This window comes from Tsukamurella pseudospumae (assembly GCF_001575195.1).
In the GTDB taxonomy this organism is placed as follows: domain Bacteria; phylum Actinomycetota; class Actinomycetes; order Mycobacteriales; family Mycobacteriaceae; genus Tsukamurella; species Tsukamurella pseudospumae.
Genome location: NZ_LSRF01000001.1, coordinates 866,410 through 887,598 on the forward strand (window position 1 = coordinate 866,410; position 21,189 = coordinate 887,598).

Annotated in this window: 18 protein-coding genes; 10 read left to right on the forward strand and 8 right to left on the reverse strand. The window is 71.5% G+C overall.

Annotation, left to right across the window (positions count from 1 at the left end; all coding sequences use genetic code 11):
• The first annotated feature begins 13 nt into the window (after positions 1-13).
• The 3 genes from AXK60_RS04065 to AXK60_RS04075 are packed head-to-tail and all read left to right on the forward strand — an operon-like array spanning position 14 to position 3,492.
• Positions 14-1,426 carry an MFS transporter gene (locus AXK60_RS04065; RefSeq protein ID WP_068569736.1) on the forward strand — a complete coding sequence of 471 codons (1,413 nt, stop codon included), beginning with the start codon at positions 14-16 and terminating at the stop codon, positions 1,424-1,426.
• Between the two features lie 32 nt (positions 1,427-1,458).
• Positions 1,459-2,661, forward strand: coding sequence for a lipase family protein (locus AXK60_RS04070; RefSeq protein ID WP_414929973.1), 1,203 nt, complete (start codon positions 1,459-1,461; stop codon positions 2,659-2,661).
• Positions 2,662-2,664: 3 nt separating this feature from the next.
• Complete coding sequence (locus AXK60_RS04075; RefSeq protein ID WP_068569738.1) at positions 2,665-3,492, forward strand: SDR family NAD(P)-dependent oxidoreductase; 828 nt, start codon at positions 2,665-2,667, stop codon at positions 3,490-3,492.
• 4 nt (positions 3,493-3,496) lie between these two features.
• On the opposite strand, the gene AXK60_RS04080 is transcribed toward AXK60_RS04075, so the two are convergent.
• Positions 3,497-4,864, reverse strand: coding sequence for a flavin monoamine oxidase family protein (locus AXK60_RS04080; protein WP_068569739.1), 1,368 nt, complete (start codon positions 4,862-4,864; stop codon positions 3,497-3,499).
• Between the two features lie 139 nt (positions 4,865-5,003).
• Between AXK60_RS04080 and AXK60_RS04085 the strand changes: the two genes are divergently transcribed.
• The gene (locus AXK60_RS04085) at positions 5,004-5,609 is read left to right on the forward strand and encodes a TetR/AcrR family transcriptional regulator (RefSeq protein WP_068569740.1); all 606 of its coding nucleotides are present in this window, start codon (positions 5,004-5,006) and stop codon (positions 5,607-5,609) included.
• 52 nt (positions 5,610-5,661) lie between these two features.
• Here AXK60_RS04085 and AXK60_RS04090 read toward each other — a convergent pair whose 3' ends face one another.
• Entirely contained in the window at positions 5,662-7,899 is a 2,238-nt protein-coding gene (locus AXK60_RS04090) for an NADP-dependent isocitrate dehydrogenase (RefSeq protein WP_068569741.1), read from the reverse strand.
• A gap of 157 nt (positions 7,900-8,056) precedes the next feature.
• Here AXK60_RS04090 and AXK60_RS04095 point away from each other — a divergent pair, with 157 nt between their 5' ends.
• The gene (locus AXK60_RS04095; RefSeq protein ID WP_068569742.1) at positions 8,057-8,995 is read left to right on the forward strand and encodes a DUF808 domain-containing protein; all 939 of its coding nucleotides are present in this window, start codon (positions 8,057-8,059) and stop codon (positions 8,993-8,995) included.
• 1 nt (position 8,996) lies between these two features.
• Here AXK60_RS04095 and AXK60_RS04100 read toward each other — a convergent pair whose 3' ends face one another.
• Positions 8,997-9,824 carry a MerR family transcriptional regulator gene (locus AXK60_RS04100; protein WP_068569951.1) on the reverse strand — a complete coding sequence of 276 codons (828 nt, stop codon included), beginning with the start codon at positions 9,822-9,824 and terminating at the stop codon, positions 8,997-8,999.
• Positions 9,825-9,872: 48 nt separating this feature from the next.
• Entirely contained in the window at positions 9,873-10,568 is a 696-nt protein-coding gene (locus tag AXK60_RS04105) for a lysoplasmalogenase family protein (protein WP_068569743.1), read from the reverse strand.
• A 28-nt stretch (positions 10,569-10,596) separates the two neighbouring features.
• Here AXK60_RS04105 and AXK60_RS04110 point away from each other — a divergent pair, with 28 nt between their 5' ends.
• The 4 genes from AXK60_RS04110 (at position 10,597) to AXK60_RS04125 (ending at position 15,846) form a co-directional block, all read left to right on the forward strand.
• The gene (locus AXK60_RS04110; RefSeq protein WP_068569744.1) at positions 10,597-11,880 is read left to right on the forward strand and encodes a serine hydrolase; all 1,284 of its coding nucleotides are present in this window, start codon (positions 10,597-10,599) and stop codon (positions 11,878-11,880) included.
• Positions 11,881-12,057: 177 nt separating this feature from the next.
• Positions 12,058-14,265 (forward strand): catalase/peroxidase HPI, encoded by a 2,208-nt coding sequence (gene katG, locus AXK60_RS04115; protein ID WP_068569745.1) that lies wholly within the window; start codon positions 12,058-12,060, stop codon positions 14,263-14,265.
• A gap of 137 nt (positions 14,266-14,402) precedes the next feature.
• Positions 14,403-15,170 carry a thioesterase family protein gene (locus AXK60_RS04120; RefSeq protein ID WP_068569746.1) on the forward strand — a complete coding sequence of 256 codons (768 nt, stop codon included), beginning with the start codon at positions 14,403-14,405 and terminating at the stop codon, positions 15,168-15,170.
• A 64-nt stretch (positions 15,171-15,234) separates the two neighbouring features.
• The gene (locus AXK60_RS04125; RefSeq protein WP_068569747.1) at positions 15,235-15,846 is read left to right on the forward strand and encodes an LGFP repeat-containing protein; all 612 of its coding nucleotides are present in this window, start codon (positions 15,235-15,237) and stop codon (positions 15,844-15,846) included.
• Positions 15,847-15,871: 25 nt separating this feature from the next.
• Here AXK60_RS04125 and AXK60_RS04130 read toward each other — a convergent pair whose 3' ends face one another.
• Together AXK60_RS04130 and AXK60_RS04135 are read right to left on the reverse strand one after the other, a co-directional pair.
• Entirely contained in the window at positions 15,872-16,735 is an 864-nt protein-coding gene (locus AXK60_RS04130) for a class I SAM-dependent methyltransferase (protein ID WP_068569748.1), read from the reverse strand.
• 59 nt (positions 16,736-16,794) lie between these two features.
• Entirely contained in the window at positions 16,795-18,219 is a 1,425-nt protein-coding gene (locus tag AXK60_RS04135; protein ID WP_068569749.1) for a condensation domain-containing protein, read from the reverse strand.
• A gap of 110 nt (positions 18,220-18,329) precedes the next feature.
• Between AXK60_RS04135 and AXK60_RS04140 the strand changes: the two genes are divergently transcribed.
• A complete protein-coding gene (locus tag AXK60_RS04140; protein ID WP_068569750.1) occupies positions 18,330-19,700 on the forward strand; it encodes a sugar transferase in 1,371 nt (456 codons plus the stop codon).
• Here AXK60_RS04140 and AXK60_RS04145 read toward each other — a convergent pair.
• Together AXK60_RS04145 and AXK60_RS04150 are read right to left on the reverse strand one after the other, a co-directional pair.
• Positions 19,697-20,083, reverse strand: a complete 387-nt coding sequence (locus tag AXK60_RS04145) for a holo-ACP synthase (RefSeq protein ID WP_068569751.1) — start codon at positions 20,081-20,083, stop codon at positions 19,697-19,699. The genes AXK60_RS04140 and AXK60_RS04145 overlap by 4 nt on opposite strands.
• Complete coding sequence (locus AXK60_RS04150) at positions 20,080-21,186, reverse strand: glycosyltransferase (RefSeq protein WP_068569752.1); 1,107 nt, start codon at positions 21,184-21,186, stop codon at positions 20,080-20,082. Before AXK60_RS04150 ends, AXK60_RS04145 begins: the two co-directional genes overlap by 4 nt.
• Between the last annotated feature and the right edge of the window lie 3 nt (positions 21,187-21,189).

Consider the following 21,189-nt stretch of genomic DNA (forward strand, 5'->3'; position numbering starts at 1 on the left):
CGAAGGCACTCCCCTGTCCCAACCCGCCTCCCGCGCCGCCATCGCCGTGCTCTGTGCCGCCGGGATCGTCGTCGCGCTCATGCAGACGATCATCGTGCCGCTCATCCCGCAGCTGCCGGGTCTCCTGAGCACGACGCCCACCAATGCATCGTGGACGCTGACGATCACCCTGCTCGTCGGCGCCGTCGGCACGCCGATCGCAGGACGGCTCGGGGACATGTTCGGCAAGCGCCGCGTGCTGCTGGGCAACATGGCGGCCGTGGCCGCCGGGTCCGCGGTGTGCGCCCTCTCCAGCGCGCTGCTCCCGTTCCTGGTGGGGCGCGGGATGCAGGGACTCGGCATCGGCGCGATCGCCGTCGGGATCAGCATCCTGCGCGACATCGTCCCCGCCCGGCAGCTCGGGTCGGCGGTGGGCGCGATGAGTGCGTCGCTGGGCGTGGGCGGCGCGCTGGGCCTGCCCTTCGCCGCCACGATCGCGCGACACATCAGCTGGCACGCTCTGTTCTGGATCTGCGCGGCCGCCGCCGTCGCGTGCGCTGCCGCGATCCTCCGACTCGTCCCCGAGGGTCCGTACGAGTCCGGCGGGCGATTCGACCTCGTCGGCACCGTGGGCCTCACGGCCGTGCTCTCCTTCGTCCTCCTGCCGCTGTCGAAGGCCTCCGACTGGGGCTGGACCGACCCGTGGACGCTCGGCCTGTTCGCCGCGTTCGTGGTGTCGGCGATCGCCTGGTGGCGTTACGAGCTCCGCGTCCCGAACGCCCTCATCAACGTGCACACCCTGGTCAGCCGGCCGATCCTGCTGACCAACATCGCCTCCGTCGCGACCGGATTCGCGTTCTACGCGATGCAGATGATGCCGATCCAGCTGCTCATGGCGCCCGAACAGTCGCCCGCGGGACTCGGCCTGGACATGGTGCCGGCGAGTCTCGTGCTCATGCCGAGCGGCCTGGTGATGTTCGCGTTCTCCTATGTCAGCTCGTGGATCACCGACCGGCGCGGTGCCCGGGTCTCGCTGGCCGTCGGCGCGGTCGTGATCGGCGGCGGCTACCTCGTCCTCTTGATCGGCCTCGCCGGGCCGTGGAGCATCACCTGGGTCTGGATCCTCGCAGCGAGCGCCCTGGTCGGGGCCGGCCTCGGCATCGCCTATTCCGCGATGCCGGCGCTCATCATGTCCGTGGTCCCCGTGTCCCAGACCGGGGAGGCGAACGGCGTCAACGCCCTCATGCGTTCGGTGGGCACGTCGATGGCGACCGCCGTGGTCGGGATGGTGCTGACGGGCGCGACCGTGGTCACCGCGACCTCCGCAGGTCCGGTCCGGACGCCGTCCGCGGGGGCCTACGAGGCGACGATCCTCATCAGTCTCGCGGTGTGCGTGGTGGCGGTGGTGTGTTCACTCGCGATCCCGAAGCGTCGCCCCGCGCTGTGATCCGGCCGGACTGTTAGGTTGGCGTGGTGCCGATCACCTCGCTGACCGCGCTCCCGCGCGCGCTGTCGAATCGCGCTGCCGGGCTGCTGCGGGGTCTCGCGTCGCCCGACCCGATCACGCCCATCGGCCCGCCGGACTGGTCCGGCCTCGACGCCCGCGAGTACACCGGGCCCGCGCCGGCGGCCGGTTCCCCGATCGACCGGGTGCCGCTCGCGCCCGCCCTCGGCCTCGACGACGCCGCACAGGCGTACCGCTTCCTGTACGCGACGGCCAACCAGTACGGGCCGGACGCCGTCAGCACGGCCGCGCTGTTCCTGCCCGAGGGCGACGCCCCGGCCGGCGGCTGGCCCGTCGTCGCGTGGGCGCACGGCACCGTCGGGCTGTGCGACGAGGCGACCCCGTCGGCCCAGCCCCAGTCCGAGCGACAGCAGTTCTACCTGGGCCACTGGCTGCGGCACGGGTACGCCGTCGTGGCCACGGACTACGCGGGCATGGGCACGCCGGGCCTGATGAGCTACCTGAACGGGAAAGTGGAGGCGCACAACCTGATCGACTCGGTCCGGGCCGCAGGGCAGCTGGGGCTCCCCCTGTCCCGACGGTGGGCCCTCGTCGGCCAGTCGCAGGGCGCCGGGGCCGCGATGAACGGCGCCCGGTACGCCCGCGAGTTCGGCGCGGGGTACGACCTGGACCTGCGGGGCGTGATCGCGACCGGCACGCCGGCGAACATCGAGCGGGTCGTGCAGTTCCTCCGGCCGTCGTTCCCTCCGGTGGCGCTGCCGCCGCTCACCACCGTCTACGCCGCGTACATCCTTGCGGGCATCCGCGACGCCCGGCCGGACCTGGGCATCGACGGGCTACTCAGCGACGAGGGCCGACGAGTCGTGGACCTCGCCGAGCGCCTGAGCCTCTACGACACGCGGGATGCCGTGCGCGGCGCCCGGATCTCCAGCTGGGTGACCGCGCCGCTGCGCTCGATCCCCGGGATCTACGACGCCCTGCACGAGCACATGGGCACCCCCGTCGAGGGCTACGACCGGCCCGTCTTCCTGGGTCACGGCCTCACCGACATCGACGTGCCCGTGGCGTCGGGGCTCTCGCTCGCGGCCGCGCTGGCGCGTCACCGGCAGCCGCTCACCCTCAAGCTCTACCCCACCGACCACTTCGGCACCGTGTACGCGGCCGCCGACGACGCCGCCGAGTTCCTCGCGCGGGTCATGGAACACGAGGAGAACTGACACATGAAGGACTTCCACGGCAAGGTCGCCGTCGTCACCGGCGTCGCGTCCGGCATGGGCCGCGAGCTGGCGCTCGAGCTGGCCCGCCAGGGCGCGAAGCTCTCGCTGTGCGACTACGACGCCGCCGGCCTCGAGAACACCGCCGAGGCCGCCCGCGCGCTCGGCGCCGAGGTGCACACCAAGGTGGTCAACGTGGGCGAGCGCGAGCAGATCCTCGCGTACGCCGACGATGTCGTCGAACACTACGGCGTGGTCAACCTGGTGTTCAACAACGCCGGCATCGCGCACCACGCGTCCGTCGAGAAGACCTCGTTCAAGGACTACGACCGCATGATGGACGTGGACTTCTGGGGCGTGGTGAACAGCAGCAAGGCGTTCCTGCCGCATCTCATCGCCTCGGGCGACGGCCACATCGCGAACACCAGCTCGATCTTCGGGCTGTTCGGTGTCGGCGGCCAGAGTGCCTACAACGCAGCGAAGTTCGCCGTGCGCGGATTCACCGAGGCGCTGCGCATCGAGATGCTCTCGAGCGGGCACGCCGTGGGGGTGTCCTGCGTGCACCCCGGCGGCATCAAGACCGACATCTGCAACAACGCCACCGTCGCCGACGGCCAGGACCAGGCCGCGTTCGCGGACTTCTTCAACAAGCACCTCGCCCGGACCAGCGCCGATTCCGCGGCGCGGACCATCCTGAACGGGGTGAAGAAGAACCGGGCACGCATCCTGATCGGACCCGACGCCGTGGCCCTGGACCTGATCGTCCGCGTCACGGGCTCCGGCTACCAGCGGCTCATGGCCTTCGTCGACGGTCAGCAGGCCCGGTTCATCTGATGTCTCAGGCCGGGGCGCCGAGGATCTCGTCCGCGGCGCGGCGGCCGGAGCTGATGGCCCCGTCCATGTAGCCGTTCCAGCGGCTCGCCGTCTCCGCCCCCGCCCAGTGGATCCGGCCGACCGGTGCGGAGAGGGCGTGGCCGTACTGTGTCCACACACCGGAACCGAGCCGTCCGCCGTAGCAGCCGCGGGTGAACTCCTCCGCGCACCAGTCCATCTCGACGTAGTCGAAGGGCGTCGCAGCCTCGGGGCCGAAGTACTTCACGAGGGCCCCGAGGACCAGCTCGCGCCGCTCCGCCGCGGACAGCCGCTCGGCGGTGCGAGCGTGCGCGCCCTCGAGGAAGCCGACGAGGACGCCGCAGCTCGCGTCGTTCGGGGAGTTGTCGAGCACGACGTTGAAGGCGTCGTCGAGGCTGATGACGAAGCCGCTGAGGCCGTCCTCGCGCCAGAAGGGGCGGTCGTAGCCGACCTGGATCTTGATCACCGCGCCGGCCGGGATCTGCTGGGTCAGCCCGTCGCGGGCCGAGGGCAGGGCCGGCAGGTAGCGGATGCGCCCGGCGAGGGTGGGCGGGATCGCCACGACCACCTCGTCGGCCGTCAGCACGCCGCCCGGGCTCCCGTCGGCGTTCTCGTAGGCGACGGTGACGCCGGTCGCGTCCTGGGTGATCGTGCGCACCACGGCGCCGAGCCGGACCGCGTCGCCCAGCTGCGCGGCCATCCGCTCCGAGATCTGATGCGTGCCGCCGACGACCCGGGAGTCCTGCGCGCCCTTGCGGGTGGTCAGCAGCATCTCCAGGCTCGTGCCCGAGCGGATGTAGGTGAGGAAGTGCAGGAAGGACAGCTCCGCCGTCTCCGCGGAGAACACCGCCGGCACGATGATCCGGTAGAAGGCGCGCGCCATCTCGTTGTCGGTGTTCGCGGTGACCCAGGTGTCGACGTTGTGCCGGTCCAGCTCCTGTGCCCCCTCGGCCGCCCAGGGCTGCGCCGGATCGACACCGGCGGCGAGTGTCTCGATGGTTTCCCAGAGCCGGCCCACCTCGGTGAGCGACACCTCGTCGAGACCGTAGGTCTCGTCGGCGTAGCGCATCGCCCGCCCGCCGACGAAGGTGATCGCGTCACCGTCGTCGTAGGACGGAAAGGTCTCGAGGCCCAGTTCGGCGACCAGCTCGAGTGCCGCCTTCTGGTCGGGCCCGATCCACTGCCCGCCCAGCTCGACCGGCACGCCGTTGCTCAGGAAGCCACCCAGATTGCGGCCCGCGACGCGGTCCCGCGCCTCGAGCACCCGCACCGACTTGCCCGCGGCCACCAGACGGCGCGCCGCCGACAACCCCGCGAGCCCCGCACCCACCACGATCACGTTCACATCCGCCATGTCCCGCTCCTTCGATCAGTCTCAGTCAGTTGTATGACTTACTTGATGCACTGTAAGCCCCATCACACCCTCGTGTCGAGGGCTTCGGGAAAATCGGGTGTGATTTGCTGGAGGGCGAATCGAGAGAGCCGGAGGCCTGATGCCCTACGTCGAATCCGCGGTCCGCGGCCCGCAGATCGTCGCGGCCGCACGCGCGGTCCTCATCCGAGACGGGGTGGCCAAGACCAGCCTGCGTGCCGTCGCGAGCGAGGCCGGCATCCCGCTCGGAACCCTGCAGCACGTCTTCCCCAGCAAGCAGCGGCTGCTGCAGGCCGTGATCGAGCAGGTCGTGGACGACATCTCGGAGGTCCTCCGGAGCGCCGCCGACACGGAATCCGGTCTGGCGCACGCGATCGCGCAGGGGCTACGGAACTTCTGGTCCACGCTGGTCGAGGGGCACCGCGGGCTGCAGGTGCTGCAGTACGAGCTCGTGACCCACGCCCTGCGCACACCGGGCCTCGAGGACCTCGCGCGGATGCAGTACCGGCGCTACGCTGAAGTGGTGCAGCAGTGGTGCACGGAGGCCGCCGACCGATCCCACGAGCGCAGCGCGGTTCCCTACGATCGGCTCGCCCGGGTGCTCGTGGCCGCCGTCGACGGGCTCATCCTCCAGCAGGTGTCGGACCCCGACGGCGCGCGGTCCGAGCAGGACCTCGAGGCCGTCGTCCAGATGCTCGTCGCGCTCGCGGCGCCCTCCCCGCGATAGCAGAACGGGCACCGTCGACCGTGGTCGACGATGCCCGTCAGCGGGAGGTGCGTCAGGCGTCCAGCGAGGCCAGATCCGCGTTGAAGGTGGCGCTCGGCCGCATCACCGTCGACATCTTCTCGGGGTCCGGCAGGTAGTAGCCGCCGATGTCGGCCGACTCCCCCTGGACCGCGCGCAGTTCCTCGACGATCGCCGACTCGTCGGCGGCGAGCTTCTCGGCCAGAGGCGCGAAGGTGGCCGCCAGCGCCGGATCCTCGGTCTGCGCGGCCAGCTCCTGCGCCCAGTACAGCGCCAGGTAGAACTGGCTGCCGCGGTTGTCCAGCTCGCCCGTGCTGCGGGACGGGGCCTTGTTGTTCTCGAGCAGCTTGCCGGTGGCGGCGTCCAGCGTGGTGGCGAGGATCTTGGCCGCGCCGTTGTCGTTCTTGATGCCCATGTCCTCGAAGCTCACTGCGAGCGCGAGGAACTCGCCCAGCGAGTCCCACCGCAGGTGGTTCTCCTCGACGAGCTGCTTGACGTGCTTCGGCGCGCTGCCGCCGGCACCCGTCTCGTACATGCCGCCGCCCGCCATGAGCGGGACGATCGAGAGCATCTTCGCCGACGTGCCGAGCTCGAGGATCGGGAACAGGTCGGTGAGGTAGTCGCGGAGGATGTTGCCGGTCGCGGCGATCGTGTCGAGGCCGCGCGACGCCCGCTCGAGGGTGTAGCGCATGGCGCGCACCTGCGACATGATCTGGATGTCCAGACCCTTGGTGTCGTAGTTCTTCAGCTCCGCCTTGACGGCCTTGATCAGCTCGTTCTCGTGCGGGCGGTACGGGTCCAGCCAGAACAGGACGGGCGTCCCGGAGTTGCGGGCACGGTTGACCGCCAACTTGATCCAGTCGCGGATGGGCGCGTCCTTGACGGTGCACATGCGCCAGATGTCGCCCGCCTCGACCTGCTGCGTGAGCAGCACCTCGCCGGTCGCGTTGTCCACGATGTTCGCGGTACCGGCGGCCGGCACCTCGAAGGTCTTGTCGTGCGAGCCGTACTCCTCGGCCTTCTGCGCCATCAGGCCGACATTGGGAACGGTGCCCATGGTGCGAGGATCGAACGCGCCGTTGGTCTTACAGAAGTTGATGATCTCCTGGTAGATCCGCGCGAAGGTGGACTCCGGCATCACGGCCTTGGTGTCCTTGGTGCGGCCGTCGGCGCCGTACATCTTGCCGCCGGCGCGGATCATGGCCGGCATCGACGCGTCGACGATGACATCGGACGGCGAGTGGAAGTTGGAGATGCCGCGCGCGGAGTCGACCATCGCCAGCTCCGGACGGTGCTCGTGGCACGCGTGCAGATCCTTGACGATCTCCTCGTGCTTGCTGGCGGGCAGCGTGGCGATCTTGTCGTACAGGTCGCCGAGGCCGTTGTTGACGTTGACGCCCAGCTCGTCGAACAGCGCCTGGTGCTTGGCGAACGCGTCCTTGTAGAAGACCTTGACGGCGTGACCGAACACGATGGGGTGCGAGACCTTCATCATGGTGGCCTTGACGTGCAGCGAGAACATCACGCCGGTCTCGTAGGCGTCCTGCATCTGCTCCTCGTAGAACTCCAGCAGCGCCTGCTTGCTCATGAACATCGAGTCCATGACGTCGCCCGCGCCGAGCTGCACGCTCTTCTTGAGGACGTGGGTCTGGCCGTCGGTGGTGACGAGCTCCATCCGCAGATCGCGCTCGCGGTCGAGCGTGGTGGACTTCTCGCCGTGGTAGAAGTCGCCGTGCTTCATGTGCGCGACGTGGCTGCGCGAGGCCATCGACCACTCGCCCATGCTGTGCGGGTTCTTGCGGGCGTACTCCTTGACCGCGCGCGGAGCACGGCGATCCGAGTTGCCCTGGCGCAGGACCGGGTTCACGGCGCTGCCGAGGATCGTGGAGTAGCGCGTGGCGATGTCGCGCTCCTCGTCGGTCTTCGGCTCGGAGGGGAGGTCCGGGATGTCGTAGCCCTTGTCCTGCAACTCCGAGATGGCGGCCAGCAGCTGCGGGACGGAGGCGCTGATGTTGGGCAGCTTGATGATGTTCGCCGCCGGGTCGAGCGTCAGCTCACCCAGCGCCGCCAGATTGTCCGGCACCTTCTGCGCATCGGTGAGGCGCTCCGGGAAGGTCGCCAGAATGCGAGCCGCGACCGAGATGTCGCTGGTCTGCACGTCGATGCCGGCGGGGCCCGCGAAGGCCCGGATGATCGGCAGGAACGACGCGGTGGCCAGCAGGGGGGCCTCGTCGGTCAGCGTGTAGATGATGGTCTGCTGCTGCGCACTCATGTGTGTTTGCTTCTCCCGAATGTCTTGGTCTTCCGCCCCGTGTGTGAAGGGCTCGGACGTCTCCATGTAACGGCTCACCCAGTATCCTCCCCCACACCGGCGGCTGTGCGGCGGCACTCCGGCAAACGCGGGACGTCCGCGCGGCTACGCTGTCGCCATGGCCGGAGGACTCGCAGCACTTCTCGACGACATCGCCGCCCTCGCGCGGATGGCCGCGGCGTCCGTCGACGACGTCGCCGCTGCCGCCGGCAAGGCGAGCGCGAAGGCCGTCGGCGTCGTCGTCGACGACACCGCCGTCACCCCGCGGTACGTGCAGGGCGTGCGCCCCGAACGCGAACTCGGCATCATCGCCCGGATCGCCAAGGGCTCGATCCGCAACAAGCTGATCTTCATCCTGCCCGCGATCCTGCTGCTCAGCGCGTTCGCCCCGTGGCTGCTCACGCCGATCCTCATGCTCGGCGGGGCCTACCTCTGCTTCGAGGGCGCCGAGAAGGTCTGGGAGTGGGTCTCCGGGCACGAGGAGGCACCGTCGGGCTCCGACGGGCCGGTGGACGAGAGCACCGTGGTGAGCGGCGCGATCCGCACCGACTTCATCCTCTCCGCAGAGATCATGGTGATCGCCTACAACGAGATCGCCGGCGTCGTGCTCTGGGAGCAGGCGGTGGTGCTGGTCGTGGTCGCGCTCGCGATCACCGCGCTGGTGTACGGCGTGGTCGCGGCCATCGTGAAGATGGACGATGTGGGCCTGGCCCTCGCGCAGCGGTCCTCGCCCGCCGTGAGCGCCCTCGGCCGGCAGTTGGTCAAGGCCATGCCGGTGGTGCTGAGCACCCTCTCGACGGTCGGCGTGATCGCGATGTGCTGGGTGGGCGGGCACATCCTGCTCGTGGGCCTCGACGACCTCGGGTGGCACTGGCCGTATTCGGTGGTGCACCACTTCGAGGTGTGGGCGCGAGACCTGATCGCCGCCGTCGGCGGGGTGATCGGCTGGCTCGCGAACACCCTCGCATCGGCGGTGTTCGGGCTCGCGGTGGGCGCCGTGGTCGTGGCCGTCGTGCACCTGGTCCAGCGGCTCCGCGGCGCCCCCGCGGCGCACTGATCTACCGCACCGGCACGACCACCTGCGTCCGCAGTTCCGCCTCGGGCACCGTCGAGGGATCGTTGAGGTAGACGTTGAAGTGGTGCGTCGCGGGATCCTCGGGCGTGCGGGAGAGCACCAGAGCGTGCTCGGCGATGTACGCGCCGATCAGCTCGTGCGCCCGGCCGATGGCCACCGGGTAGGGCCCGTCGACGGTGGCGGCGACGGCCCGGCGGGGGCCCGTCACGAGCACGCCGAGCGGCGGCGCGACGACGGTGCCGTCGGGCACCTCGAGGAAGACCGACTCGTCCACGTCGGACTCGCGGAACTCGTCGTCGTGCTCGATGCACCCGCCGGTCTCGCCCGCGGTGATGCCCTGCTGCTGCAGCGCGGGCAGGAAGCGCTGCCAGAGCAGGCCCTCTCCGGCGTAATCGGGGACGGTGCCGCGGAGGAAGACGAGCGTCCGTGCGGGCAGGGTGATCTCGGAAACGATCTCGGTCATGGTGGGCTCCTGGAGCAGTGTGTCGATGAGGGTCAGGCGGGCCGCCGCCTGCTCCGCGGCCGCGGCGAGTTCGAGGCGCTGCGCACGCAGGGCCTCGTCGTACGCCGGGGTTCCGCGGACGGCGAGCACGGCACCGATGGCGGACACGCCGAAGCCCACGTCCCGCAGCCTGCGGATGGCGGCGGCATCGGCCAGCTGCCCTCCGTCGTAACTGCGGTAGCCGGTCGCGGCGTCCACCGCCGCGGGCACCAGGACACCGTGGGTGTCGTAGTGGCGCAGCATGCGCACGCTGATCCGGCTCAGCGAGGAGAACCTGCCGATCGGCATGAGGTCCGGGGTGTCGGTCACGGGAACCACTCTGTCGCCTGACACGGTGTGAGGGTCAAGCCCGGCCCGTCACGGAGCCGCCGGCGCCCCGGCGCGGGCCGCGCCCTCCGCGAGGAGGAACTGCGCGCCGCAGTACGTGGCCATGACCGCGCCCTCGAGCCACGCCGGCGGATCGGCGAGCACGAACTTCCGGAGCCCCAGGATCGAATCGCTGACGAGGAACAGGCCCGCGCCGGCGAGGGTCGCGCGACGCGCGCCCGCCGGAATCTGCGGGCCGAGCACCGCCGCCGAGGCGGCCGTGCCGCTGAGGATCGCCGAGTACACCGCCAGCACCGGCGCGAGCGCGGGTGCGGTGCGGTACGCGGCGAGCAGCGTGCGCGGCGCGCCCATCGCCCAGGCCGCGCCGACCGCGGCCGGCTTCGCGAGCGAGGCGTCCGGATCCCGCTGGGCGAGCAGCCCGCTGATGTACGCGGCGTGGCCGGTGGCGAAGGCGGTCGCGCCGAGCGCGAAGTCCTTCGGCTCGTCGCGCAGCAGCGCCACGTCGCCCACCCATCCCGCGGCCTGCCCGGCGAGCGTGGTGGCGCGCAACGGCGAGCGCCGCGAGCGGGGGTCGGCGGCGAAGGACGCGGCCAGCGTGGGCAGGAGCAGCGGCTTGGTGAACCGCCGCGCGCGGTGGCGGGACGGCTCCGACGACGCCGAGAGGGTCGTGTCGACGGTGGCGAGCGCGGCGTAGACGAGCTTGAGGACGGTGCTGGCACGGGTCACCGCGCAAATCTATCCGTAAGCTCGTGCCGTGAGCAGCCGCACCGTCGACGCATCCGCGAAGGGGCGCATCCGCGTGCCGCGCGACCTGGATCCGATCACCGACATCGGACCCGAGGACCACGGCGACGTCGATCCGCGGGCCGTCGAGCGGGTGTGGCTCGCGGCGCGCTCGTGGTACGCCGCCGGGTTGCAGCCCGCGATCCAGGTGTGCGTCCGGCAGCACGGCCGCATCGTCCTGAACCGGGCCATCGGACACGCTCGCGGCAACGGCCCCGATCTCCCGTCGAACCGGGACGAGGCGACCGAGCCGGTTCCGGTCACCGTCGACACGCCCTTCTGCACGTACTCGACCGCGAAGGGCGTGGCGGTCACGGTGCTGCACCGACTGATCGAGCGGGGCGACCTCGCGCTCGACGCGCACGTCTGCGACTACATGCCCGAGTTCGTCTCCGACGGCAAGGACCGGATCACGGTGCGGCACGTGCTGACCCACAGCGCGGGCATCCCGATCAACACCGGGCCGCGGCCGGATCTCCGGCGGTCCGAGGACAGCGCCTACACGCGCGAGATGCTGGCGAACATCAAGCCCGTCTACTCCCCCGGCAGGCTGCACTTCTACCACGCACTGACCTGGGGTCCGCTCGTCCGCGAGCTGGTCCTCGCCGCCACCGGCCGCACGATCCGGGAGATCGCGGCGACCGAGATCCTCGACCCGCTGGGCTTCCGCTGGACCAACTTCGGCGTCGCGCCGGAGGACGTCGGCACCGTCGGGCTGAGCTACGCGACGGGCGCACCGGCCCCCGCCGCGATCGAGGCCGCCTTCCGCAAGGTGGTGGGCGGGACCATGCAGCAGATCGTGCCGATGTCGAACTCGGCACCCTTCCTCACCGGGATCGTGCCCTCGTCCAATCTCGTCTCGAACGCCGCCGAGCTGTCCCGGTTCGCCGAGATCCTCCGGCGCGGCGGGGAGCTCGACGGTGTCCGCGTGCTCCGCCCGGAGACCCTCGCCGCTGCGACGGTCCAGGCTCGGCGGCTGCGCCCCGATTTCGCCACCGGCGGCGCGCCGCTGCGCTGGGGCACCGGCTACATGCTCGGTTCCGAGCGGTTCGGCCCCTTCGGGCGCGACGCGCCCCGCGCCTTCGGACACACGGGGCTCACGGAGATCGCGATGTGGGCGGATCCGGAACGGGACCTGGCGGCGGCCGTGGTCTCCAGCGGCAAGCCCGGATCGCACCCCGAGGCGGGGCGCTACACGGTCCTGTTGGACGCGATCGCGCGCGCGTTCGCGCGGCGTGGGACCGACGCTCCATAGGGGCCGCCTAACAGTGCAATAGGACCGTCCACCTGGCCTTTCAGGAATATCTTGAATAATTCCAGAAAAGCTGGATTCCGTGGGCGAGCGCACGTATGGTGGGTGATGCGCGGCCCCGTCAGCACGGGCCGCAACGCTGTTACAGCCGAACACATCTTCCGTACTGAGAGGAACGCCGTGTCCGAGGATCAGACCACTTCCCCCCAAGAGCAGACCAGCGGCGGCTGCCCCGTCGCCCACGGTTCGCTGCGCCCGCCGGTGGCCGGCGGCGGCAACCGCGACTGGTGGCCCGACGAGATCGATCTCAAGGTGCTCGCCAACAACCCCGCCGAGGGCGACCCCCTGGGCGCCGACTTCGACTACGCCGCCGAGGTGGCGACGCTCGACGTGGACGCCGTCCGCGCCGACCTCGTCGCCCTCATGCGCGACTCGCAGGATTGGTGGCCCGCCGACTTCGGTCACTACGGCCCGCTGTTCATCCGCATGTCGTGGCATTCCGCCGGCACCTACCGCACCACGGACGGCCGCGGCGGCGGCGGCGCCGGCCTGCAGCGCTTCGCGCCGCTCAACAGCTGGCCCGACAACGTCAGCCTGGACAAGGCACGCCGCCTGCTGTGGCCCGTCAAGCAGAAGTACGGCCGCAAGCTGTCCTGGGCCGACCTGATCCTGTTCGCTGGCAACGTCGCCCTCGAGGACATGGGCTTCACCACCGCCGGTTTCGCCTTCGGCCGCGCGGACGTCTACGAGCCCGAGGACGTCTACTGGGGTCCCGAGCACACCTGGCTCGGCTCCGACGGCCGCTTCTCCGGCAAGCGCGACCTGGAGCAGCCCCTCGGCGCCACCCACATGGGCCTGATCTACGTCAATCCTGAGGGCCCCGAGGGCGTTCCGGACTACATCGCCGCCGCGGACGACATCCGCGAGACCTTCGGCCGCATGGCGATGAACGACGAGGAGACCGCGGCGCTGATCGTCGGCGGCCACACCTTCGGCAAGACCCACGGCGCGGGCCCCGTCGAGAACGGCCCCGAGCCGGAGGCCTCCCCGATGGAGCAGCAGGGTCTGGGCTGGAAGGGCGGCAACGGCACCGGCGTCGGCATCGACGCCGTGACCAGCGGTATCGAGGTCATCTGGACGCACACCCCCACCAAGTGGGACAACAGCTTCCTCGAGATCCTCTACAGCAACGAGTGGGAGCTCTTCCAGAGCCCCGCCGGCGCCAACCAGTGGCGGCCGAAGGACGGCGGCTGGGCGAACTCGGTCCCGGAGGCCTTCGGCACCGGCAAGACCCACCCGTCGATGCTCACCACCGACCTGTCGCTGCGGTTCGACCCGATCTACGGGGAGATCACCAAGCGCTGGCTCGACAACCCGCAGCAGCTGGCCGACGCCTTCGCCAAGGCGTGGTTCAAGCTCCTCCACCGCGACATGGGCCCGTCGTCGCGCTACGTCGGCCCGCTGGTCCCGAAGACCGAGCAGCTGTGGCAGGACCCGATCCCGGCCGGCACCGTCCTCGACGACGCCGAGGCCGCCGCGATCACCGAGCAGATCCTGGCCACCGGCCTGACCACCGCACAGCTGGTCAAGACCGCCTGGGCGGCGTTCTCCTCGTTCCGCCGCTCGGACAAGCGCGGCGGCGCCAACGGCGGTCGCCTGCGCCTGCAGCCGCAGGCCGGCTGGGAGGTCAACGAGCCCGACGAGCTCGCGCAGGTCGTCCGCACCCTCGAGGGCGTGGCGCAGGCGTGGAGCGCCGAGTCCGGCAAGACGGTCTCGTTCGCCGATGTCGTCGTGCTCGCCGGCAACGCCGGTGTCGCGCAGGCGGCGAAGGCCGCCGGCGTCGAGGTCGCGATCCCGTTCACCTCGGGCCGCGGCGACGCGACCCAGGAGGAGACCGACGTCGAGTCCTTCTCGGTGCTCGAGCCGAAGTTCGACGCCTTCCGCAACTACGTCGCCAAGGGCGCCCCGATGCCCTCGGAGTACCTGCTCGTGGAGAAGGCCAACCTGCTCGGCCTCACCGCGCCGGAGATGACGGTGCTCATCGGCGGTCTCCGCGTGCTGGGCAACAACTTCGGCGGTTCCGAGGCCGGTGTGTTCACCGACCGTCCCGGCACCCTGAGCAACGACTGGTTCGCCAACCTCCTCGACATGTCGACGAAGTGGGCGCCCGCGGGCGACGACGATTCGACCTACGTGGGCACCGACCGCGCGACCGGTGCGAAGAAGTGGACCGCGACCCGCGCCGACCTGGTGTTCGGCTCGAACTCGATCCTGCGCGCGCTCGCCGAGGTCTACGCGGCCGACGACGCCAAGGAGAAGTTCGTGCAGGACTTCGTCGCGGCGTGGACGAAGGTCGCCAACGCCGACCGGTTCGACGTGAAGGCCTGATCCTCTTCACTCGCCCCGGCCGCCGCGCCCCGCACACCCCCGGGTGTGCGGGGCGCGTGCGCTGGAGTCGTCCATTTCAGTTAGTCAGAATTAACCCTTGTGGAGATATCCGCCGGTCGGCCGCGTACGCTCACCCCATGCCGTACTTCGACCGGGTCTCCGCCACCGCGTTCCGCCCCACCGAGCACGTCTCCGGCGGCTGGAACACCGCCGAGCAACACATCGCACCGCCGATGGCGCTCCTCGCCCACGTCGTCGAGCAGGATCGCGACGGCCGCCGCGACGACGGTCTGCGTCTCGCGCGCCTGAGCTACGACATCCTCGGGACGTTGCCGATGGACACCGTCGAGGTCGAGGTACGGACCGTCCGCCCGGGCCGGACCATCGAACTCGTCGAGGCGACACTGCACCACGGCGGGCGCGCGGCCCTCGTACTGCGCGCCTGGCTGCTCGACCGCCGCGACACCGCCGCGGTGTCCGGCACCGAGTTCGACGCGATCCCGCCCGCCGCGGAGATGCCCGCATGGGACCCGAGCACCGTCTGGCCCGGGGGCTACATCGCCTCCGCCCGAGCCCGACGCGTCCAGACCCGCCCGGGTCGCGCCGCGTACTGGGTCGACTCGCCCGTCGCGCTCCTCGACGAGCCCTCCGGTCCGGTGGCCCGCGCGGCCAGATTCTTCGACATCGCGAACGGCATGACGGCTCGTTTCGCACCGGGCGAGGTGGCCTATCCCAACCTGGATCTCACTGCGCACCTCTTCCGCGACCCCGTGGGCGACGCGCTCGGCTTCGACACGCGCGTGTCGACCGGACCCGACGGTGCAGGTCTGACGCATTCGGTCATTCACGACATCCAGGGACCGGTCGGAACGGTCGATCAGATCCAAACGGTGCGTCCACGCTGAAAAGACGTCGATAGTGTGGTTACATACCGAGCGTTCGAATTCACCCTGTCGAAGGGACACTGACATGAACGCTCGGATCACTCGGACGATCGGTGCAATAGCCGCCGCCACCGTCCTCACCGCCGGTCTCGCCGCCTGCGACAAGGCGAAGGACGCGGCGGACTCCGCCACCTCCGCCGCGGGCAGCGCCGCAGCCGCCGCCACCTCGGCCGCAGGGAACGCCGCCGGACAGGCGACGTCCGCCGCCGGTGCCGCGGCGAGCAATGCCGCGGGCGCGGGCCACGGGGGCCCCGAGGCGAAGCCGGCAGTACCGTCGACGACGCTGCGGTCCGCGGGCGGCGCCGAGGTCACCATCACCGACGCCCCGATCCTCGCGGAGTACGCCAAGTACGGCTACGACAAGGGACATCTCGGCGCCCCGCTCGGCCCCGTCGCCGCGCTGCCCGACCACAAGGGCAAGTTCCTCACCCTCAAGGGCGGGACCATCTACTGGTCGGAGGCGACCGGCGCGCACGTCGTCCACGGCGTGATCGGCACGAAGTGGGGCGAGGCGGGCCACGAGGCCGGCAAGCTCGGCTACCCGACGAGCGATGAGACCGCCGAGGGGTCGACGATCAAGCAGACCTTCCAGCACGGGACGATCACCTTCGCCGACGGCAAGGCCACCGTCTCCTAGGTCGTTCCATCCCCGGAAGACCCGCTCACGGCGCCGTCCCGATGTACACCGTTCGTGCCGCCAGCACGAACGCATCGGGGCGGCGCTGCACGCTCATCGGGTCCTCCGGATCGGTGAGCCGACGCAGGACCGCCGCGTCGTCGGGGTCGAGCCGGTCCGCCATCCGTAGATAACGACCGAGCATGTGCGCGACGCCGCGGCGGGCGTCGTCGTCCAGCGGGGCCGGGAGGTCCACCAGGAAGGTGTGCGCCCGGACATCGCGCAGGCCCGCTGCGCGCAGGATCGCGGGCCAGTCCTCCGGCACGTCGACGGTGCCGTCCAGCGCGGCCCGCATCTCGCCGAACCCCACCGCCTGCAGCGCATCCAGTCGGTCGGCGAGACCGGGCCGGCCGAACCCGATGTCGCGGGGCAGGAACCGCGAGGGCAGGCCGCCCTCGGCGACCGCGAGCACGCCGCCGGGTTCGAGCCGCCCGGCGAGCGCGGCCACGGCCGCGTGCTGATCCCCGAGGTGGTGCATCGTCTGCGCCGTCCAGATCAGGTCCGCGGCGGGCAGCTCGACGAACCCGCCCGGCAGGTCCGTGCGGAGCACGTCGACCGGCGTGCCCTGCTCCACCCCGCGGGCCCGGGCGCGCTCGAGCAGGGGGTCGGCACCGTCGACGGCGATCACGCGGGCCGACGGGAACCGCGCGGCCAGGACCGCGGTGAAGACGCCCGGTCCCGCGCCGACGTCGAGGATCGTGCGCGGCGCGGCGACACGCTCGCCGATCACGTCGAGAGCCTGGAGCACGTACGGCGCCAGGGTCAGGCCCTCGGCCTCGATCTCGGCCGCGAGGGCCGACCAGTCGGGGTGGGCGTGCTCGTGTCCGTGTCCGTGTCCGTGGTGTGCCATGGGTCCAGCGTGGCGCACCGCGGCAACATCCGGCAAGTCGTCGTGCCGTTCCGGCAAACTCAGCGGACGCGCAGGCGCACGCCCGGCGGCAGCACCGCCCGCGCCGCGAGGAGCCGGTGCGGCGCCACCCCCCGGAGCACGACGGTGACCGGCTCCGTCGTCAGGAGTTCCGTCTCGTCGGGTGTGAAGCCGGCATCTGCAAGAGCGCCCTGCAGCTCGGCGGGCGAGATCCACCCGCCCGGGACGGCGATCCGGTCGGCGGCGATCGGCTTCTTCGGGATCACCGCGAACGGATGGAAGGGCGACGCCAGGGACACGGTCAGCAGCGCGGTCAACGCCTCGACGTGGCCCCGGGCCCGCTCCGCCGTGTACAGATCCGGGTGGAAGGCCCCCTCGACCACGACCTCGTCGTCCGGGCCCGGCCAGATGTTGAACAGGCAGTCCTCCACCGGGCCCCACGCCCCCACGTCGACGGTCCATCCCTCATGACGCACGTAGGGCAGGACGTTGACCGCCGGGCCGTACAGGCGGCCGGTGCGCCACGCCGCCGGCAACGCCGTGAGCAGTTCCTCAGGGCGCTCCCCGGCCGCGACCCGCTCCCCCGCGGCCGCCAGCCACCGGGTCACCCGCCCGCCCAGGCCGGCGGGTGTCGAGTCGGGCAACACCTCGAGTCGGAGCGGCACCACCGCCATCCACTGCACGGGCGTCGATCGCTGCGCGGGCGTGCGGCGCAGCGCCGACACCACGCCGATCCGCGCGTCGGTCGTGCCGAGGTACCGCGCTGTGTACGCGCCGACGGTGCCCACGGCCTCGCTCGGCCACGCCGCGCGCTCGTGCAGGCCCGGAATCCGGATGCTCTCGCGGTGCAGCAGCGGTCGCGCCGCCGGCGGCGCGGAGCGCGGGGTGAACGCGATCTCGCGGCCCGGCTGCCCGACCCCCTCCGTGGCGCCCGACCAGAACGCGAGGTCCGGGACGAGGGGCGAGGCGACCTGCGCGGCGAGGGCGGCGAGGCTCCCGAGCCCGGCGTGCGGCAACGGGAGGCCCGCGGCCTCGCGCGGATACCGTTCCACGACGCGCCGGGCGAGCAGCTCGAGCCCGTAGCCGTCGAGCAGCGCGTGGTGCGCGCGGATCACGAACACGTACTCCGCGCCGACGCGCGCGACGGCGATCCGTACGAGCGCGGCACCGTCGGGCATCGGGGCCGGGAGCTCGCGCCAGGCCCGGTACTCGTGCTCGGTGTCGAAGGCGCGGACGTCGATCGCGGCGCGCTCGGCGGGGACGAGGCCGACAGCGCCGTCGCCGTCGTGGATCATCCCGAGGCCGGCGACCTCCGTCTCGTCCAGGGTGCCCGCGGCGGCGCGCACCAACGCGTGCTCGTCGACCCGCTGCGACGTGCGCCAGGCCGCCTCGATGCGGAGTGCCTCCGACCCCGGGTTCTGCGCCTCCAGACGCAGCATCGCGAGCTGGGACGGGAGCGGAAGCACCCGGATACCTTACCCGCGCCGGGCGTCGTACTGCTGACGTTGTATTCCGGAAACCGGTGTGACCTAGTATGCGATCGACGGACCGACACCGGGAGGGATCCGAGCAGCGCATGACCACGATCGGAGTCCCCGCGGGCAGCGGCCGCCGCACGCGTCGGCACACGTGGGTGCTCGCGATCCTCGACTTCGTCATCGTCGTGGCCTTCGTGGTGGCCAACGACCTGATCCGGGGCGTACCGGCCCCGCCTCCCGTCCGGATCCTGCTGGCGGCCGCGATCACGGTCGCCGTGCTGTACCTGTTCGGGCTCTACCGGTCCCGGATCACCCTGAGCGCGCTCGACGGTGCGCCGCAACTCATCATCGCGGGGCTGTTGCTGTGGCCGTTCGCCGTGATCTCACTGTGGAACGACGACCACGCCCGGTTCCTCCACGCGGCGCTGTGCTGGCTGGCGCTGTTCGGCGTGCGGGTCGTCTACTACTGGACCGTGCGCCGCTACCGCGAGCGCCGCCCCGAATGCGGTTCGCGCACGCTCGTGATCGGCGGCGGCAAGGTCGCCGGCGAGCTGGTGAACTCGATGTTCGAATACCCGGTCTACGGGCTGCGGCCCGTGCTCGTGATGGACGACGACCCGCTGGACGCCACCGTGTTCCCCGTCGAGGTGATCCCGCGCCGCTCCGATCTCGCGGCGCTGATCCGCGAACGCGAGATCGACACCGTCATCGTGGCCTTCTCCCGCGACCGCGACTCGACGCTGGTCGAACCGCTGCGCGAGTGCGACCACCTGGACTGCGAGATCTACGTCGTGCCGCGGCTCTACGAGTTCGTGCACCAGGACCGGGACATGGACCGGATCCACACCACGCCGCTCGTCCTGGTGCGCCGGCTCGCCCTGCGCACCAGCCACTGGCGGATCAAGCGCGTCACCTCCCTGGCCACCTCGCTCCTGGGGCTCGTGCTTTTCTCGCCGCTGCTCGCGGCCGTCGCGCTGGCGATCAAGATCCAGGAGCCGAACGCGCCCATCCTGTTCCGGCAGACACGCGTCGGGCAGGACGGACGGCTGTTCTCGCTGTACAAGTTCCGCACGATGCGCCCCGTGCCGGACGAGGAGTCGGACCGCGACTGGACCGACGAGTCGCTCCGCATCACCCGACTCGGCCGGTTCCTGCGCCGGCACTCGATCGACGAGCTGCCGCAGCTGTGGAACGTGGTGCGCGGCGACATGTCGGTGGTGGGCCCGCGCCCGGAGCGGCCGCACTTCGCCAACCGGTTCGGCCAGGAGATCCCCGCGTACCAGTCCCGGCACCGGGTCAAGGTGGGCCTGACCGGATGGGCCGCGATCCACGGGCTGCGCGGCGACACGGACATCAAGGACCGCGCGTCCTACGACAACTACTACATCGAGAACTGGAGCCTGTGGCTCGACGCCAAGATCGTGCTCATGTCCGTGGGCACCGTGCTGTTCGGCCGGGGCGGCGGCTAGACCTCCCCGGACGGCGGCGCCTCCACTTCGGCGAGCACCACCGCGGCGGCGTGGCAGTCGGTGTGCGTCAGCGACACCTCGATCCGGCGCCAGCCCGCTCGCCGCGCGTGCTCCGCGAGGCCGCCGTGCAGGCGCACCTCGGGGCCGTGCGAGCCGGCGATCACCTCGACCTCGCGGGGCGGCGCCGCGTCGTCAGGGCCGAGTCGCAGGGCCTTGACCACCGCCTCCTTGGCCGCCCAGCGCGCCGCGAGCCGCCGCGGATCACCGGCGCAGTCGGCGACCTCGGCCGGGGTGAAGACGCGGTCCGTGAAGCGGGTGCCGAAGGTCGCGAGCGAGTCCTCGACGTCGGCGACGGCCGCGAGATCCAGCCCGACGCGGTTCATCCGGCCACGCCGTCCACGACCTCGCGCATCCGCAGCCGGAACATCGGCGCCGAGTAGAGCTCCGCGTGGGCACGCAGCAGCGCCGGGTCGAAGTCGCCGCGGCGGAAGTCCCGGATCGCCTCCGCGAGGGCGGCCACGAAGTCCTCGTCGACACCGTCGGGTACGAGGACCCCGGAGGTGCCCGGTACGACGGTGTCGAGCGCCCCGCCCGCCGCGCGGGCGATGACGGGCGTCCCCGACGCCATGGCCTCCACCGGCACGATGCCGAAGTCCTCCTCGGCGGGCATGATCGTCGCGATCGCGTCGCGCTGCAGGTGCACCATCTCGGTGTCGGAGACCCGCCCGAGGAAGGTGGTCTCCGGCCCGGCGAGCTCGCGCAGGGCCGCGTCGTGCCGCCCCTCGCCGGCCACGACCAGCCGCACGCCCGCACGCTGTGCGGCCCGGATCGCGAGGTCGACGCGGCGCGCGGGCACGAGCCTGCCCGCGACCAGGAAGTAGCCACCGGGTGCGGCACCGTCGGGCGTGAACCGATCGACGTCGACGGGGGGCGCGACCACCCGCGCGGGCACGCCCCACCACCGCTCGATCCGGTGCGCGACCGCGGTCGAGTTCGCGACCACCACGGACAGGTGGGGTACCGCAGCGGTCTCGACGGCGCGGGTCCGGGCCGCGAGCGCGGCCAACGCCAGGCGCCCGACGGGTCCGTGGGACTCCACCGAACGCTGCTCGGGCATCCAGGCCCACCGGGCCGGCGAGTGGACGTAGGCGATCACGGGGACGCCGGCCCACGCGCGCGCCGCGGAGACGCCGACGGCGTGGTGGCTGATGACGACCGCGTCGACGTCGGGATCGGCGGGGTGCCGGCCCCACGCCGCCGGGGCGAGCGGGATGAGCGGGGCGTGCGCGCGACGTCCCACGGCGCGGTGCACGCGGTCGAGCCCGGTGACCGCGATCCGGTCGCGCAGCTCCGGGGGGACGGAGCGCGGGTCGGCGAAGGCCACGTGGACGCGGGCATCGGGCCATTCCTCGGCGAGCGCGCGCACGACGTTCTCGGAGCCACCCTGTTCCGTCCAGCGTTCGTGGACGACGGCGATGCGGGTCATCGC

Excerpts from the sequence above, each read along its gene's own strand:
- AXK60_RS04075 (WP_068569738.1), top strand. The coding sequence starts at position 2,665 with ATGAAGGACTTCCACGGCAAGGTCGCCGTCGTCACCGGCGTCGCGTCC.
- AXK60_RS04080 (WP_068569739.1), bottom strand. The coding sequence starts at position 4,864 with ATGGCGGATGTGAACGTGATCGTGGTGGGTGCGGGGCTCGCGGGGTTG.
- AXK60_RS04085 (WP_068569740.1), top strand. The coding sequence starts at position 5,004 with ATGCCCTACGTCGAATCCGCGGTCCGCGGCCCGCAGATCGTCGCGGCC.
- AXK60_RS04090 (WP_068569741.1), bottom strand. The coding sequence starts at position 7,899 with ATGAGTGCGCAGCAGCAGACCATCATCTACACGCTGACCGACGAGGCC.
- AXK60_RS04095 (WP_068569742.1), top strand. The coding sequence starts at position 8,057 with ATGGCCGGAGGACTCGCAGCACTTCTCGACGACATCGCCGCCCTCGCG.
- AXK60_RS04120 (WP_068569746.1), top strand. The coding sequence starts at position 14,403 with ATGCCGTACTTCGACCGGGTCTCCGCCACCGCGTTCCGCCCCACCGAG.
- AXK60_RS04125 (WP_068569747.1), top strand. The coding sequence starts at position 15,235 with ATGAACGCTCGGATCACTCGGACGATCGGTGCAATAGCCGCCGCCACC.
- AXK60_RS04130 (WP_068569748.1), bottom strand. The coding sequence starts at position 16,735 with ATGGCACACCACGGACACGGACACGGACACGAGCACGCCCACCCCGAC.
- AXK60_RS04140 (WP_068569750.1), top strand. The coding sequence starts at position 18,330 with ATGACCACGATCGGAGTCCCCGCGGGCAGCGGCCGCCGCACGCGTCGG.
- AXK60_RS04145 (WP_068569751.1), bottom strand. The coding sequence starts at position 20,083 with ATGAACCGCGTCGGGCTGGATCTCGCGGCCGTCGCCGACGTCGAGGAC.
- AXK60_RS04150 (WP_068569752.1), bottom strand. The coding sequence starts at position 21,186 with ATGACCCGCATCGCCGTCGTCCACGAACGCTGGACGGAACAGGGTGGC.